Source organism: Levilactobacillus humaensis, assembly GCF_024345185.1.
GTDB classification, from domain to species: Bacteria; Bacillota; Bacilli; order Lactobacillales; family Lactobacillaceae; genus Levilactobacillus; species Levilactobacillus humaensis.
In genome coordinates this window covers 1-15,736 of record NZ_BROB01000024.1, presented here as the reverse complement: position 1 = coordinate 15,736, position 15,736 = coordinate 1, and the positions used below count along the sequence as shown (strand labels likewise).

14 protein-coding genes are annotated in these 15,736 nt (G+C 48.1%); 5 read left to right on the top strand and 9 right to left on the bottom strand.

Annotated features, from left to right (window positions below; translation table 11 throughout):
• Positions 1-23: 23 nt before the first annotated feature.
• The 3 genes from OCU14_RS08390 to OCU14_RS08380 are packed head-to-tail and all read right to left on the bottom strand — an operon-like array spanning position 24 to position 1,905.
• A complete protein-coding gene (locus OCU14_RS08390) occupies positions 24-329 on the bottom strand; it encodes a PTS fructose transporter subunit IIB (protein ID WP_057879020.1) in 306 nt (101 codons plus the stop codon).
• Between the two features lie 18 nt (positions 330-347).
• The gene (locus OCU14_RS08385; protein ID WP_261810645.1) at positions 348-1,439 is read right to left on the bottom strand and encodes a PTS fructose transporter subunit EIIC; all 1,092 of its coding nucleotides are present in this window, start codon (positions 1,437-1,439) and stop codon (positions 348-350) included.
• Between the two features lies 1 nt (position 1,440).
• On the bottom strand, positions 1,441-1,905 hold the full coding sequence (locus OCU14_RS08380) for a PTS sugar transporter subunit IIA (RefSeq protein ID WP_261810644.1): 465 nt from the start codon (positions 1,903-1,905) through the stop codon (positions 1,441-1,443).
• Positions 1,906-2,230: 325 nt separating this feature from the next.
• On the opposite strand from OCU14_RS08380, the gene OCU14_RS08375 reads away from it, so the two are divergent.
• Positions 2,231-4,141, top strand: coding sequence for a PTS sugar transporter subunit IIA (locus tag OCU14_RS08375; protein WP_261810643.1), 1,911 nt, complete (start codon positions 2,231-2,233; stop codon positions 4,139-4,141).
• A 59-nt stretch (positions 4,142-4,200) separates the two neighbouring features.
• Here OCU14_RS08375 and OCU14_RS08370 read toward each other — a convergent pair whose 3' ends face one another.
• Positions 4,201-4,794 carry a TetR/AcrR family transcriptional regulator gene (locus tag OCU14_RS08370; protein ID WP_261810642.1) on the bottom strand — a complete coding sequence of 198 codons (594 nt, stop codon included), beginning with the start codon at positions 4,792-4,794 and terminating at the stop codon, positions 4,201-4,203.
• 97 nt (positions 4,795-4,891) lie between these two features.
• Here OCU14_RS08370 and OCU14_RS08365 point away from each other — a divergent pair, with 97 nt between their 5' ends.
• Positions 4,892-6,274 (top strand): MDR family MFS transporter, encoded by a 1,383-nt coding sequence (locus OCU14_RS08365; RefSeq protein ID WP_261810641.1) that lies wholly within the window; start codon positions 4,892-4,894, stop codon positions 6,272-6,274.
• 53 nt (positions 6,275-6,327) lie between these two features.
• Here the strand turns inward: OCU14_RS08365 and OCU14_RS08360 are convergent, their stop codons facing one another.
• The 5 genes from OCU14_RS08360 to OCU14_RS08340 form a co-directional block, all read right to left on the bottom strand.
• A complete protein-coding gene (locus OCU14_RS08360) occupies positions 6,328-7,005 on the bottom strand; it encodes a matrixin family metalloprotease (protein WP_261810640.1) in 678 nt (225 codons plus the stop codon).
• Positions 7,006-7,125: 120 nt separating this feature from the next.
• Positions 7,126-7,965 (bottom strand): SDR family NAD(P)-dependent oxidoreductase, encoded by an 840-nt coding sequence (locus OCU14_RS08355; RefSeq protein ID WP_057877625.1) that lies wholly within the window; start codon positions 7,963-7,965, stop codon positions 7,126-7,128.
• A gap of 130 nt (positions 7,966-8,095) precedes the next feature.
• On the bottom strand, positions 8,096-8,635 hold the full coding sequence (locus OCU14_RS08350; RefSeq protein ID WP_261810639.1) for a GNAT family N-acetyltransferase: 540 nt from the start codon (positions 8,633-8,635) through the stop codon (positions 8,096-8,098).
• Positions 8,636-8,926: 291 nt separating this feature from the next.
• On the bottom strand, positions 8,927-11,314 hold the full coding sequence (locus OCU14_RS08345; protein WP_261810638.1) for a phosphoketolase family protein: 2,388 nt from the start codon (positions 11,312-11,314) through the stop codon (positions 8,927-8,929).
• 374 nt (positions 11,315-11,688) lie between these two features.
• Entirely contained in the window at positions 11,689-12,414 is a 726-nt protein-coding gene (locus OCU14_RS08340) for a GntR family transcriptional regulator (RefSeq protein ID WP_261810637.1), read from the bottom strand.
• A gap of 327 nt (positions 12,415-12,741) precedes the next feature.
• Here OCU14_RS08340 and ybaK point away from each other — a divergent pair, with 327 nt between their 5' ends.
• From ybaK to OCU14_RS08325, 3 genes are all read left to right on the top strand, one after another.
• Positions 12,742-13,245: a Cys-tRNA(Pro) deacylase gene (gene ybaK, locus OCU14_RS08335; protein WP_261810636.1), complete on the top strand. Its 504-nt coding sequence runs from the start codon at positions 12,742-12,744 to the stop codon at positions 13,243-13,245.
• A 3-nt stretch (positions 13,246-13,248) separates the two neighbouring features.
• Complete coding sequence (locus OCU14_RS08330; RefSeq protein ID WP_057877620.1) at positions 13,249-14,034, top strand: hypothetical protein; 786 nt, start codon at positions 13,249-13,251, stop codon at positions 14,032-14,034.
• Positions 14,035-14,149: 115 nt separating this feature from the next.
• Positions 14,150-15,658, top strand: coding sequence for a DUF5776 domain-containing protein (locus tag OCU14_RS08325; RefSeq protein WP_261810635.1), 1,509 nt, complete (start codon positions 14,150-14,152; stop codon positions 15,656-15,658).
• Positions 15,659-15,736: the final 78 nt, after the last annotated feature.

Sequence of the window (15,736 nt, the reverse complement as noted above, 5' to 3'; positions counted from 1 at the left end):
CTCCAATAAATTTGCTTTTCTGTCTAAGCCATCTTTGATAGCTTGTTCATCAATGCGTCGGCTTTTTCAATGATTTGAGTCGTCGTTAACTGAACCACTTTCTTTCCTTTGAAACGTTCAGTTCCCCGGATACTGGTATCGGTGGAGAGAACTACGAAGTCAGCTGCGGAGATTTGACCGCTGGTTAACTCGTCGTCCACCCCGCTGGTTCCTTGGGTTTCAATGTGAACTTCAATATCTTTTTCCTTGCCAGCCTTTTGCAATGCTTCGGCTGCCATATATGTGTGGGCAACCCCACTAGGACAAGATGTCACACCAACAATTTTCATAATGCCATCTCCTGTAAATTAGAATTGTTGAATATCGAAATCAATGTCGTCATCGTCAGCTTCTGCTTTTTCTTCCGCCGGCGTTTCCGCAACGTACGGTTTCTTAGCAAATCCGACAATTAATGCGACTACCGCTGAACCAAGAGCAACGGCGGCAATGTATCCCCAGCGATTATCCACCACTGGTAAGACGATAAGGCCACCCCAAGGCGCATGGTTCAAACACCCAAACATGAATCCTGATAAACAAGCGACAGCGGCACCAATCGTGTTAGCTGGAATGACCCGAAGTGGATCCGCAGTAGCGAATGGAATAGCACCTTCGGTAATTCCCATGGTTCCCATCAATAAAGCGGCAATCCCGGCATCACGGTCTTCAGGACTAAACTTCTTCTTGAAGATTAACGTGGCAATCCCTAAACCAATTGGTGGAGTTGCACCGGCGGCACCAACACCACCCATCAGGAATGGTAAGGTATCCACTTGCGTTTGAGCGAAGGTATAGGCAACCTTGTTGATTGGACCACCCATATCGACCCCGACCATGGCACCCAGAACCGCTCCAAGTGGGGCTTTAGCAGCGCCACTCAAGCTATTCAGGAAGTGGGTCAAGAACGTCATGAAGTTTGCAATTGGCGCCCCAATTAGGTAAACCATGATCCCACTGGCGATTAACGTTCCCCCTAATGGATAAAGGAAGATAGTCGTTAATGTCCGATAGTTATTTGGAACTTTGATTTTCTTTAAGTACTTAACGGCGAATCCGGCCATAATACCACCGATAATCCCACCGATAAACCCGGCATGAATCTGAGTCGCTAAGTATGCGGTAATGAAACCAGGTGCTAAACCAGGACGGTCTGCCATACTGAAGGCAATGTAACCACCTAAAGCGGGGATAAACAATGCCAACCCGGCGGAACCAATTGAAGCTAATTTTCCAAGGTTCCCTGTGGTTGGAACTGATGGTTTCCCACTAAGCATTACGGCAAGTGCGAAGATAATACCACCGGCAACAACGAAGGGAATCATGTACCCGGTCGCGGTCATCAAGTGCTTTTGCGCTGGTGCCCACCAACTCTGCTTTTTCTTGCTTGCATTTTCAGCCATGTTATTCACTCCTGTGAGGGTTTTGACTAGCCATTAACAAATCTCGAACCTCTGTTTCAGATGTGCTCCGAAGTTTGTCTCGGAAGTCATCATGCATCAGTAACCGTGAAAGATTTGCTAAAATTTTAAGATGCGTATTTTCTTTTCCACCATAAGGTACGGCAATCAGAAAAATAAAATCGGCTTTCTTTCCGTCATTCCACTCTACCGGGTGGGTTAGTTTTCCAATTCCGATTGTAGCGTCCTTAACGTAATCACTCTGAGAATGTGGTAACCCAAATCCGAAACCGATATAAGTAGGTAATTCCGCTTCCCGAGCAAAGACGTCGGCTTGAAACTTTTCTTTATCCAATAACTTACCAGCTGTGTCTAGTTTAGTAATTACGGCTTTGATGGCTTCTTCCTTAGAATCTGCATCGATATCAAACGCTGTAACTACGTCAACAAAATTAGCGACATTGTTCATCCCTGTTCACCTCGTTCCTTTCTACAAGAACAATGATAGCGCTTACACAATAATGCAAAAAGGCAAATTGATTCACTTGGAAAGTGCAACATTTGGACAGGCTCATGTTTTTTTAATCTTCACAGAATGGTATGCTATTGTTACCGTTTACATTTAGGAGGTGCAACTGTTGATCGTTATTAGCCACAAAAAGAGAATCAATTTACTTGCAACGTATTTCATTGAACACGACTATATCAATATCAAAGACATTGAAATGGAATTCAAAATTTCTAGAAGAAGTGCTTTCTATTGGATCACAAGTTTTAATAAGCAGCTCGATGAAATGCAACTCGATCGCATTGCCAAACTCGCACAGAGTCAGTATTTCTTGCCCCCAGAGACTAAGGAAGCTCTGCGACATTATGACAACCTTGAGGAAGACGATTATCCTATTGCCTACTCGAATAAGTACTCGCGACGCGACCTAATCGTTTGGTTTCTCATTCAAAATAAGAACAATGTTTCTCTGACGAAACTTGCAAAATATTTTCGGGTTTCAAAGAACACGATCGTCAATGATATTCAGGGTGTCCGCGAGCATTTACCAAAAAACTTTGAAATTACGAATGCTAAAGATGGAAAACGTTTGGTGGGTAATGAAAGGGATAAGCGATTATGGGTCTACAGTCAGGTTAGCATGCATAATAATCCATTGATTATTAATGAAATGCATGGTGCTCATTATCGTTACCTGATTGGTGAACTCATTACGCTTCAACGCGCAAGCCGGGTCATCTTCAGCGACAACGCGCTCGAATTACTGGCTACCTTTCTATCGTGGTGTTTAAAACGGATTCAACTCAATCCAGCACTGACTCTGACTAGTTCTCCAGATCACCTAACTCCCGGAGATAAGGTCGTCAATGACTGGATTACCGGTCTGATGACTCATTATGATATTCCAGTTTCTATCGATGAAGTGACATTCTTCCGCGACATCGTCTACAGTGCCCAAACAAAAAGCGTTGCCCACTGGGCATTCACCGAGAACTTTCCGGCCGATGTCCTAGTCAATCAAGTTATTTCACGTTTCAGTAGTATTTCTGGAGCGGAGGTCAGCACACCCAATCTGCGAAATGGCTTGAAAGCTCACCTTATTACAACCTATCAACGAGTCATGGCTGGAATTCCTTACCGAGCAGCTAACCTTGAAGATATCAAGCGTGATTACCAAGAATTGATGACTTTGACGAATTACGCAGTTCAACCTTTTGAAGACTTCATGCATAAAACATTATCGAGTGATGAATTGGCCCTATTAACCACTTATTTTGGTGGTCAGACCAACTATCTCAGTAACTCAGAAACGTTCAATCCCAATATTGATGTCTTCTTAATCTGTTCCAGTGGCGTTGGGACCTCTTACTTTCTCCAGCAAACGTTGCGACGTAAGTATGGCCACATTAAATTCTCGCATCCAATGAGCATCCGCGAATTCAATCGGATGGAACCCTTAATTCACGCGAAATTGATTATTTCAACCATTGACCTCACAACAACCCAAGAGACACCACGACTCACCGTACAGAGTATTCCCACAGACAACGATTTCGATCAAATCGACAAAGCACTTCACAAGGTTGGTCTTCTGGGAACCTTAGATGCCACCAAGATGACAAATGACATTATGGACATCATTTCCAATGAAGTTATGATTACCAATCCACAATCACTCTCGCATAAGCTAATTGCCTACTTTAATGGTGATACGACAGTCACTAAGGACACTCAGAACCCCGTCGATGGCAATCGTCAGCCATCAATTCAGGAACTTCTTACCCCTAATCACATCCACGTGACATCGAAAGTATTGACTTGGAAACAAGCTATTCAACGATCCTTTCTCCCGCTACTGAGTGGTGGGTATGTTGATAAAAGTTATGTCACTGAAATCATCCGAAAACTAGAAAAGAATGGACCCTTTATGATTGTCAAAGGCGGTGTCTTGCTAGCTCACTCCGCCCCATCTAACAAGATTCACAAGATGGGCATGTCCCTCTTAGAACTACAACATCCAGTCAAGATGGAAGACAAAACCATTACCACCATCATTTGCCTAGCCCCTAAGCGTGAAAAGCAACATTTAAAGGCTCTCAGCGACCTGCTAGATATTCTCGAAGATGACGACAAGTATGAAACCTTGATCCATTCAGAACGCAAGTCTGAACTCGTTACCTTAATGGCTGAAGCCTAATCAAAAACAACCGCGATCCCTCGAGTCAATTCTCGATAGGATCACGGTTGTTTCTTTTTCTATTTAGCTGTTACCGACTGAAATACCGGCAACAGAATCTCATCAACAATGGCCACTTGAGCCGCAACGGTCAATTGCCGTTGGCCGATCACCTCGTTAATCAGTAGCACCCCAGGGAGCGTCACGACCCGGTCGGGCTGGTCGGCACTGGCGATTTCGCCTCGGGCTGCGGCCCGATCCAACATAGGCTGGATGAGCTCCATCACCGTATGGCTGGTGTTCGCCTTGCCCATGAGTTGCCCTAAATCCAACTTATCCAAACGATCGGCCAGAATGCCCCGCAAGGTCCCCGTCCGAAGTTTTGCCAAGACGGCGGCCATCTGGCCGAAGAGATTCAACAGGTCTCCTCGCAGGCTCCCGGTATCCACTCCTTGGTAACTCGGCATCTCACCAAACTTACTCAGCGCAGCAATCACCAACCGGGCCTTATCCGGCCAACGTCGGTACAGGACGGTCTTGGTCGTCGCAGCCGCAGCCGCTACGCCCTCAATGGTTAGGTCATGATACCCCTTAGCCTGTAATTGGTCCCAGGCCGCCGTTAAAATTGCCGTTTCAAGTTCGGCGCCACGACGACGCTTTTTCTTTTCTGCCATAATCGCATCGCTCTCCCTTGTTTTTTGGTTAAAAGGCGTGTACTATCTTTGAATATAAGATACGGCCGTATCTAATTTAAAATTGTAGGTGACCATTATGAATTCACAAACTTCAACTAAAAAAATCATTCAGGTCGCGTTGTTCCTGGTTATTGGGGCCATTGCCCCACTTCTCGATACCACCATGACCAACGTTGCTCTAGACACTATTATGAAGTCGCTAAACGTTTCCGTCAACGCCATTCAGTGGATCACCACCAGCTACGTCCTGGCCATGGGCATCGCCGTTCCGGTCGCCGGTTGGGCCAGCAACTGGTTCAATGGTAAACGGCTCTATCTGTGGGCTCTGGTGGTCTTCCTTCTGGGATCTATCGTCTCCAGTTGGGCAACCACCCTGCCACTGCTGATTGTCGGCCGCGTCATCCAAGGTGCCGCAGCCGGCTTCATTGTCCCCCTAATTACCACCCTCATCGTCCAAGTTGCCGGGGGTAATGGCCTCGGCAAGCTCATGGCCATTGTCGGCATGCCTGCCGTCTTGATTCCCATCTTGGGTCCCACGGTTGGGGGCTATCTGATTCAAACCCTGAACTGGCACTGGATCTTCCTGATTAATATTCCGTTAGTCCTCATCTCACTGGTTCTTCTGGCTTGGAAGATGCCGAGCTTCCCAGCAGTTCGCCGTGGCAAACACCTCGACATCCCCAGTCTCGTCCTGTTAGCCGGTCTCTTCACGTCCGCCATCATCGGAATCACGCGTTTCAGTACCGGTGACAGCTTCACCTCCCTGAAGGTCCTGACGCCTCTGTTACTGGCACTGGCCTTTCTGATCGGCTACGTACTCTACGCAACCTTCTTGCCCCAAAAGGCTTTGGTCAGTCTCCAACTCTTCAAGTCGCCAACCTTTGACGCCTCCGCCATCATCCTGATGCTTTCGGGCATCGCGGTTAACGGCGCCATGTTTCTTCTGCCGCTCTATCTTCAAAACAGCCGGGGATTGAGCGTCGTCTGGTCCGGGACCTACCTGATCGCTCAAGGTATCGGATTACTCGTCGTTCGGGGTCAGATCGGCAAACTCACCGACAGTATCGGGGCCCGCTGGGTTGTCCTGGCCGCGATCGCCATTGCTATCGTGGGAACCTTACCCTTTGTCTTCTTTACCGCCAAAACCAGCACCTGGCTGGTCCTGTTGACCCTCTTCGTCCGGGGGATCGGCCAAGGTGGCCTGACGATTCCAGTCATGGCCGACAGCTATACCGGTGTACCACAAGCCTTAGTTGCCGAAGCCACCACCGCCACCCGAATGCTGCAAAATATCGGTGGGGCCATGGGAACCGCGGTCCTCGCCACCATTATCCAGCATGACTTGCCCAAGGTGGGCCTGACCGCGGCCTACCAGACCGCCTTCCTGTGGTCCGTGGGTTTCATTGCCGTGACGGCTATTCCAGCCTGGTTCCTGAGTCACCGTAAGATCGCCAAATAACAAAAAATCACCTGAATCAGTCAGTTCTCACGACCGATTCGGGTGATTTTGCTTTATTGCTGATTATAGATGAGCTTCAGACTTTTCACATCACTCGGCGCCAACTTCGTTTGCCCGTGAGTCAGTGGGTACATCACCGAATGCTTGGACTTGCTGTGGGCTAAGCCCAACGCGTGTCCCAGTTCATGCACCGCCACATCATCGTTGAAGGCCGCATCATAATCCCCGTTGAGACTGGCCTCTGCGTGATTGACGGTCTTCGTGCCAAGAAAGTCACTGGTCTGGATGATCTTCGGGCCCCCGTGGCCTAACTCGAGCATTGCGGCATGCTTCTTCATCCGCTTATGGTAGATGGAAAAGGTAATCCGATTGTGCCCGGCCGCGGACCAACCAGAGTTGGCGACCAGGTGAACGGTTCCGGTCTGATTATAAATAGTAACGGCATCCGCAAACGCCTGCTTCCCTCCGGCCGGCATATTATCACTGAACTTGTAATAGTAGGTTTTCGATAAGTCCATCCCCTGAACAATGTCCACGACCGGTGTATCGGCCTTGGGCACGTCGAGTGAGGAAGCCTTCGTGACCACCCGTTTTCGCTGTTGAAAGGGCATCTCCGCTCGGGCATGGTCGACGGCTGCCGACAACTGTGGAAATTGTCCACTGCGGTACCCGAGTCCCACTAACAAAGCCCCCACTAAAACGATTAACACAATTGTGCGTCCCCAACGCATCTCCTCGTCCCCCATCACTTTCTTCTGATGTTTTAGTTATACCACACCCGCACAATCAATCATAGCGTAAAAAGAAGCCGTGACCCAATTAGGTCACGGCTTCTATCGTTTCATTTTCACTTATTCTGGTTGATCGGCAGAAATGGAAAGATCGCGTTCTGCCTTGAATTCACCCAAGGACTTTTCGTACTTGGCAATTGCTGTATCCGAGGCAAACTTACCCAATGGCAAGTGCAGTGGCAGGTCAGCGGCGTGGTTTGTCACTTGATCATAGATAATCGCCGCAGCCTTGTCGGGATCGCCGGCCTCATGGTGCGCATCACTGGCACTGCCTTCAATATTCGCCGTGAATTGCTTGTAGGCGTCGATCGTTGGCATCGCCTTCTGGGAAGAACGACCCGCCCAGTCAGTCCGGAAACCACTAGGTTCGATCAGCATGAGCTTAATCCCTTGGTCCGCCACTTCTTGAGCCATGGCATCCGTGATCCCTTCAACTGCATGCTTCGTCCCATTGTAGAAGGACAGCGTTGGGAAGGAAGCCAAGCCAGCGATGGAGGAGAAGTTAATCACAATTCCTGATTTCTGGGCTCGCATCGTTGGTAAGACGGCCCGGGTCATGTCGACCAATCCCCAGACGTTCACGTCAAACATGTAACGAACGGCGTCACGGTCACTTTCTTCAAAGGTTCCGAAGTAGCCGAGACCGGCGTTATTAATCAAAACGTCGAGAGTGCCGAACTTTTCCGTGGTCGCCTTGACCGCGGCCGCAATCTCATCGGCCTTGGTAACGTCCAAGGTCTGCTTCAAAATTTGGCCGTGATCGTATTGGTCCAGGTAGCTCAATTGGTCCGTGTGTCGAGCCGTCGCCACCAAGTTCACGTCAGCCTGTTGGGCCAAGTAGATCGACAGTGATTTCCCGAAACCAGTGGAAGTACCCGTAATTAACCATGTTTTTGTCATCCAAAATCACGCTCCTAATTTTATTTACAAGATCAGTCTACTACTTAGAGTCGGCTTTAGGTCAACTGAAAGGGTCGTGATTCCAACAACTTTTATGATTAAGCCAATTTAACCAAGTAAAGTTGACCGATTATACCTTACTTCGGGTCAGCCATTCTTCGCGTAGACACCCATACTTCACGGAATCCCAGTATTGGCCCTGCCAATACCGCACCTGACGCACCCGGGCCTCTTCCTTGAGGCCCAACCGAGTGGCTAACCGACACATGCGCGCATTCCCTGACCAAGTCGTCAGGCCAATGTGTGGCAGGTCCGTCTGCGTCCACAGCCAGTCTAGCCACTGAGTCAGGGCTTGCCGCCCAATCCCCCGATGCCACTCATCCGATCGATAGATAACAATCCCGACATCCAGCCAGCGCTGTAAGGCCCCATCTTCAAAATTGTAGGAAACCATCCCCGCCATCTGGCCATCCACCCAGATCACCTGACGTTCCGGATGACCAATGAACTTCTCTGCAGCAATCTTCTCAATAAAGGCCGAACGACTCGGCAACTCGTCTCGAAAGTATGGTCCATTCCACTTCGTCCATTCCGCCTGCGGATCACTGTAAGCCAGTTTCCAGAATTCCGCCACTTCTGCCGTTGTTAACGGCTTAATCTCCACGCGCATGCCCACTCACCTCATTTTTTCCTCAGTATAGCAGGTAAGCGGCGAATGGATAGAAAAAACGAACTTCGATGTCGCAACATCAAATACTAGTGGCCAGTTCGAGACGCAACTTCTGTTTTGTGGCCGACTCTAATCACTCTGTGGCCATTGAACATCCACCTAGCAGGCGGAATCCCTGACAGCCGCAGGCGGTCAATTTCAACGAGTTCAAAAAAAGAGCCCGCATTCAACAAAGAATGCAGGCTCCCAGTCCCATCAATCGCAATTGATGATGACTTGTTAAATCAGTTTTTACTTGAGAGGCTTCCATTGCCAAGCGTTAACTTCTGGCAAGTCAGTCCCGACTTCACGGATGTAAGCAGTGTGCTTAGCAACCATGTCGTCCATACGTTGTGCAAAGTAGGCACCCTTTACGGCGTAGCTAGGAATGTCGTCAACGGCTTCCTTAGCTAAGTGGTAACGGTCCATGTGGTTCAAGACACGCATGTCAAATGGCGTGGTAATATCCCCGTTTTCACGGTAACCATGCACGTGTAAGTTGTGGTTGTGACGGTCGAAGAAGATATCCTTAACCAATCCTTCAAAGCCATGGAAGGCAAAGACAACTGGCTTGTCGGTCGTGAACAGACGATCGAACTCTTCATCGGAAATCCCACGAGGGTCAATCTTAGGAGAACGCAACTTCAACAGGTCAACGACGTTGATGAAGCGCATCTTCATTTCTGGGAACTCGTCATGCAATAATGAAATTGCGGCTAAAGCTTCCCAAGTTGGTTCAGTACCAGCTGCGGCGAAGACGACGTCAGGTTCTTGACCTTGGTCAGTCGAAGCCCAGTCAATGTAGCCCAAACCATTGTGAACCAAGTTAGTGGCTTCATCAATGGAGAACCATTGTGGACGTGGGTGCTTGGACGTTATGATCAAGTTGATCTTTTGACGACTCCGGAAGGCTACATCACCAACGGCTAACAAGGTGTTAGCATCGGCTGGCAGGTATTCACGGATGAATTCAGGCTTCTTTTCAGCTAAGTGGGTCAGCATACCTGGATCTTGGTGGGTGTACCCGTTGTGGTCTTGCTGGAAGACAGTTGACGTGTCAACGAAGTTCAAGGATGGGTAATCATGACGCCAGTCTTGTTCCGTTGCCTTACGTAACCACTTCATGTGTTGCGTCAACATAGAGTCAACGACACGGCCGAAGGATTCGTAGGTGGCGAAGAAACCATGACGACCAGTCAGAACATAACCTTCCAACCAACCTTCAGCTTGGTGTTCGGAGAGTTGCGAGTCAATGACCCGGCCTTCGTGAGCCATGTTTTCATCGTTTGGTTCGTGGATACCTTCCATCCATTGACGCTTACCATAGTCCAGCATAGCGTAAAGCCGGTTAGACTTGGATTCGTCAGGACCAAAAGCACGGAAGTTCGTTGGGTTCAACTTCATGGTATCAGCCAGGTATTGTGACCAAACCAGCATGTCTTGCGCAATCGTCTTCCCGTGTTCAGTAGTGTCCACGGCGTACTTCTTGTAGTCAGGTAACTTCAATGGTTCTGGCTTGATCCCACCATTAGTGATAGGGTTCATCGCCATCCGTTGTTCGCCCTTAGGCGCCATGTCACGGACTTCTTGCTTAACAGAACCGTCTTCGTTAAAGAGTTCTTCTGGCTTGTAAGACTTCATCCAGTCGATCAACATGTCCTTGTGTTCCATGTCGCCAGCGGCAACAGGAATTGGGACTTGGTGAGCACGGAATGAACCTTCGATTGGGTTACCATCTAAGTCGGCCTTTGGACCAGTCCAGCCCTTAGGGGAACGGAAGATGATCATTGGCCAGTTAGGTAAGGATTCATCGTTGTTTTCACGGACATTCTTTTGAATAGCCTTGATCTTTTCGATGGAGTCGTCCATGACCTTAGCCATGTCCTTGTGAACCCGCATAAAGTCAGTGTCACCGGCTTCAATTTCAACAAAGTGAGGATCCCAGCCCATACCTTCGAAGTACTTGGTTAAGTCTTCGTCGGACATCCGTGACAGGATAGTTGGGTTAGAAATCTTGAACCCGTTCATGTTGATGATTGGTAATACAGCACCATCTTTGATTGGGTTGATAAATTTGTCTGAGAACCATGAAGCGGCCAATGGACCAGTTTCAGATTCCCCATCACCAATTTCTACAGCGGCGATCACGTCTGGGTTATCTAAGATAGCACCAGTCCCGTGTGACAAGCTGTAACCAAGTTCCCCACCTTCGTGGATAGAACCTGGCGTTTCAGGTGCGGCATGAGAAGCAACCCCACCTGGGAAGGAGAATTGCTTGAACAAGCGCTTCATACCCTCTTCATCTTGAGAGATGTTAGGGTAGATTTCACTGTAGCTACCATCAAGATATGAGTTCGAAACCATAACTTGACCACCGTGACCTGAACCTTCGATATAAAACATGTTCAAATCATACTTTAAGATAGCTCGGTTTAAATGAGCGTAGATAAAGTTTTGAGAAACAATCGTCCCCCAGTGACCAATAGGCTTGATCTTAACGTCGTCAGATGTTAAGTCACGCTTCAATAATGGATTGTCACGCAGGAATAACTGACCAACGGACAGGTAGTTCGCTGCACGGAAATACTTGTCAACGCCTTCCAAGTAAGACTTGGAGTCGAATTTTGCATCTGCTGCCATGTAATTAACACTCCTTCTTTGAAATCGTAACTGCATAATCTAGTTGATAGATAGTTGTAAAACCACCCTCGTTAATGTTTACCCGGAGGCTTTTTTACAACTCCATCATAGCTTCTTTTATAGAAAAGTCAACTTTTATGTAAATTGGATCGTATCAATTTCAAGGCAGCCTAACCCCTTTATTCACGCGGATTATCGGCACTCACCCGGTCAAATTCATCCGCCGAACCACTGACGTTTCGATAAATATCTTCTTATAATTTCGCAAATAAAAGCTAGACCAATTTTAAGATTTGTCTACCATCATTGATAACACTGGCTAGACCAATTGAGTATAAAAAAACGACCGCCATTTGGCAGTCGTCGTAAAAGACTTATTCGCCGTCCAATGAAACGAACGTGTTGTAATTCAAATATTTGTAATGCAAACGCATGTTAGAAACTTCAAACGGGGTCCCGTCATCCAGGAAGAAAATCCCTTCCATGATGCCCACGGGTTCTACCGGTTTCAAATTCAATAATTCTTGATCTTCCGCCGTCGATGGCTGCGCCTGAATCGACATGAAGGACTTGGTGACGACTTTCCCTTGCGCCTCCAAGTAGTTAAAAATGGAGTCCGACACCGTCTTTTGCGACAGGTTTGGCGCAATCTTAATGGGAATATAGCCGGTTTCAATCATAAATGGCTGGTCGTTAAACAACCGTAACCGCTTAATCTCGTAAACAAAATCACCCTCCGCCAGGAACAAGTCCTGTTGGATTTCCTTGCTGGCCGGCACCACGTCAAACTTCAGAAGACGGATTCCGGGCGTCGATCCGGCAGCCTTCATACTGTCGGTAATGCCTAAATTTGACCCTTCATATTGAAAAATCGATTGGTTTTTCATATATAATGGGTTAATGAAGGTCCCCGCACCACGCTTCTTAAAGATGATGCCCTGGGTCGCGAGCACACTGAGCGCCCGCTTAACCGAACTACGGCTGACCCCATAGGATTCGCTCAGGCTCCGTTCGTCTGGCAACCGCTTATTGGGGAATTCATTTTGATGGATTCGTTGTTTTAAGTCCCGCATCACGCGTCGATAGACTAAATCTGCCATGATATCTCCTCATAACTCTTCAACTAGACTTCTACAGGTATCGAGTATAACAGGTTTTTCAAGTGCTGTCTGCTTTTTAGCAAAAAACAACCGATCCAGTTCAGAGTAAAGTGCGATCCAATTTATAAAAACGTTTATCATTGGTCTTCACTCGATAGCTTCAAAACGGTTCCTGCCGGTGTTTCTAATTGAAACTTGTCGTCATTTACGCTAGTGTATATTTTAGTTCATTTGAAACCACCGGTAACCGCGGCCATCATACGGCTAAATGCGGACGGTGGCAACCAGAAGGAACCCGAACGACTTTAACCATGAAAGGTGACCCACATGTCAAAAAAGAAAAAGGGCAAACGTCTCCACAAGACGCTCGTCGAACAGATTCTCGATAAAAATAAAATTGCCTATAAACAAGTTGAGTTTGCCACCCACGTCGAAGGCGATGTCGCCCAGATGGACGTGGACCACGCCGATGTCGATGAACACCACATCTATAAGACCCTGGTGCTCAGTGGTAACGTCACCGGCCCTGTCGTGGGGGTTCTGCCCATCGATGAACACCTCGACGAAAAGAAACTGGCCAAGGCCTCCGGTAATAAAAAAGTTAATATGGTGCCACTAAAGGACCTAGTGAAGACCACCGGTTATGAGCATGGGGCCAATACACCCGTCGGCATTTGGGAGAAGAATCAGTTCCCGATCTACCTCGACAACACCGCTCAGGAACAGGGCCAGATTCTGGTCTCATCCGGGCAAATCGGACGGTCCGTGGAACTCGATGCCACTGACCTGGCCGGGTTGGTGCACGGCACCTTCACCGACCTGCTGGAATAGCAGATGGTAACTGACCTCCCACTCATTTTCAAGAATCTTGGGATTGCCGGCCTCGATCTCGTGGCCATCCCCTTCTTCTTGATCGCGGTTCTCACCTACCTGAACCGCAATACCAAGCAGCATCTAGCTGGCGGATTCGGCATGATCAGCCAACTCTATTTGGGATTCATTGGAATTTTTCTCCATGAATTAAGTCACCTGCTAACGGCGATCTTCTTCGGCCACCGCATCGTGGCCTTCCGCCTTTTAAAGCGGCCCCATCCCGATCAACCGGGTGTGACCGGCGACTCTGATATGACGCTGGGCTACGTGAACCACACCTGGAATCGACGGAACTGGTACCAAACGATGGGCAATCTCTTTATCGGGATCGCCCCCATCTTCGGTTGTGCCCTGGCCCTCTTCGGCCTCACGGCACTGCTTCTGCCAGGCGTGTGCCACGGACTCCTGACGCTCATGGCCGATCCCTTTAATCTTGACTGGTCAGGCTTCGGTCAACCCGTCGGCGCCAACTGGTGGCGCTGGCTTCTGATGATCGTCCTGTCCCTCAACATCAGCATCGGTGGCTTCGACCTCAGTAATGCCGACTTCGCCAACTCTAAGATTGGCGTCATCAGCTTCATCATGGCGGTGACCGCCGTCACGGTCCTCCTGACCATGGCGAACGCGGCCACCGGGTATCTACGTGCCATCACAGCCCTAGCCATCTGGTTGGTGCTGATGTTGGGGTACGCTCTAGTTATCTCGCTATTGACTAATTTGGTTGTGCGGCTGATCTTGCGGCGCTAAATTTCAATTGGACTTGTTGGCCTCAATCTGTGGATTGAGGCCTTTTATCTTATGAAAAGTTTGATTAACGGGTATAATGAAGCTATATGTGATTGTTTACACAAGGAGGATAACCATGCGACTTACTAAATTCTTCATCACCACTTTGGCAACACTCAGTCTCTCGCTACTTGGTAGTTTTGCCCTGCCGACAATTTCAAATGATTTCGGAACTGTTGCACAGGCCGACGACACGGGTCAACTGGTTACACTAAATATGCCATTCAATGGCCAATCGATATTTAGTTTTCCTCGCTATCCCTACACCAGTAATCAAACAACTATAAAAGACATTATCGATAAGTATGAAGAACGTTCACAAACCCCGAAGGGATCTGTATTATTAGAAATTAAACTATCCAGTTACATTGCAAATAACCTTTGGACAGCAAATCAGGCTGGTACTTTCATAGTTAATTTTGCTCAACCCACGGATGTTCTTCCTGCGGATGCTGCTAAAGAACTGTCAAATTTTGCTGATATCTTGAAACCAGATCATCTGATGATTGATGAGTCCGCATTCGAAAAAATGATAAATGAACCCATTATTCATGAAAGTAAATTGGATGATTTTACCATCACAAGCCCCATTCCAACTGAACTTGCTTCACAGACCATAAAGATTACCTACCAGACCAACGATGGTACTGCCTTGCCAGCTGACACATTCAAGGATATTGAGGCCACAACTGATGACCAATCAAAGTCATTTTCCAAGTCAATTACTGGCGCCGACCAACAAGTCTACACAGATACCGATCACATGCTAATCCCCAACGTTCCGGGATACACCGCCAACAAATCTAGCGTGACCTTTGATAAAAGCAAGGTTGATGCATCTGGCGTGCAACCGGTCACCGTTACATATGTCAAAAATAGTAGCACGCCAGTCACACCGGATCCAACGCCGACACCAAGCACACCCGCTACCTTCCAAGTCTATGGCAAGCAGAAATTCTATAGCTACCAACACGTTGATTTCAAGAAGAGTGAGCGTGTCAAAAAGTACGCTAAGAAACCGAGCGTCTACGCTCCGGTATTTACAGTGGTTAAGACGACGCAATCTAATGCCGGGAACCCCCGTTACCAACTGAGCGACGGCACCTACATCACGGCGAAGTCCGCTTACGTTGGCAAACTTTTCCTCCGAAAGAACGTCAAAACACTATACGTCACAAATCCTAGAGGCACTTGGACTCATGGGACGGTGATGTTTAACTACCCGACGCAACTCCTCCATCACCTTAAGCAAGGCACGAAGGTCACCGTCACCCACCTTATCAAGAACGGTCCGGTAACCCGCTACACATTACCTGATGGTACCTTCATTACCGGGAACAAACGCTACGTAACCCCGACTAAACCTAAGAAAGTCATTCACGTTAAGGCTAGAGATGGACGGAATCTGTACAGTGACGTCAACCTCACCCACCGTCTTAAACACTACCGTAAAGGTCATATCTTCACCGTTAAGAGTTGGGATTACTCGCATGGCCATAACCTGAGCGTCAGTGGTACCAAGCGGTACAAGATCGCTGGCGGCTATATTACTGGAAACCCTAAACTTGTTAAAATCGTCAAATAGAGGATCTATGATATTTGGTGTTGATGGTAAATCCATCAACACCATTTTTGTATAATAAAAGGGCACATCACCATTGTG

Coding starts and splice junctions, on each gene's coding strand:
- OCU14_RS08390 (WP_057879020.1), bottom strand. CDS start 329: ATGAAAATTGTTGGTGTGACATCTTGTCCTAGTGGGGTTGCCCACACA.
- OCU14_RS08385 (WP_261810645.1), bottom strand. CDS start 1,439: ATGGCTGAAAATGCAAGCAAGAAAAAGCAGAGTTGGTGGGCACCAGCG.
- OCU14_RS08380 (WP_261810644.1), bottom strand. CDS start 1,905: ATGAACAATGTCGCTAATTTTGTTGACGTAGTTACAGCGTTTGATATC.
- OCU14_RS08375 (WP_261810643.1), top strand. CDS start 2,231: ATGCAACTCGATCGCATTGCCAAACTCGCACAGAGTCAGTATTTCTTG.
- OCU14_RS08370 (WP_261810642.1), bottom strand. CDS start 4,794: ATGGCAGAAAAGAAAAAGCGTCGTCGTGGCGCCGAACTTGAAACGGCA.
- OCU14_RS08365 (WP_261810641.1), top strand. CDS start 4,892: ATGAATTCACAAACTTCAACTAAAAAAATCATTCAGGTCGCGTTGTTC.
- OCU14_RS08360 (WP_261810640.1), bottom strand. CDS start 7,005: ATGCGTTGGGGACGCACAATTGTGTTAATCGTTTTAGTGGGGGCTTTG.
- OCU14_RS08355 (WP_057877625.1), bottom strand. CDS start 7,965: ATGACAAAAACATGGTTAATTACGGGTACTTCCACTGGTTTCGGGAAA.
- OCU14_RS08350 (WP_261810639.1), bottom strand. CDS start 8,635: ATGCGCGTGGAGATTAAGCCGTTAACAACGGCAGAAGTGGCGGAATTC.
- OCU14_RS08345 (WP_261810638.1), bottom strand. CDS start 11,314: ATGGCAGCAGATGCAAAATTCGACTCCAAGTCTTACTTGGAAGGCGTT.
- OCU14_RS08340 (WP_261810637.1), bottom strand. CDS start 12,414: ATGGCAGATTTAGTCTATCGACGCGTGATGCGGGACTTAAAACAACGA.
- ybaK (WP_261810636.1), top strand. CDS start 12,742: ATGTCAAAAAAGAAAAAGGGCAAACGTCTCCACAAGACGCTCGTCGAA.
- OCU14_RS08330 (WP_057877620.1), top strand. CDS start 13,249: ATGGTAACTGACCTCCCACTCATTTTCAAGAATCTTGGGATTGCCGGC.
- OCU14_RS08325 (WP_261810635.1), top strand. CDS start 14,150: ATGCGACTTACTAAATTCTTCATCACCACTTTGGCAACACTCAGTCTC.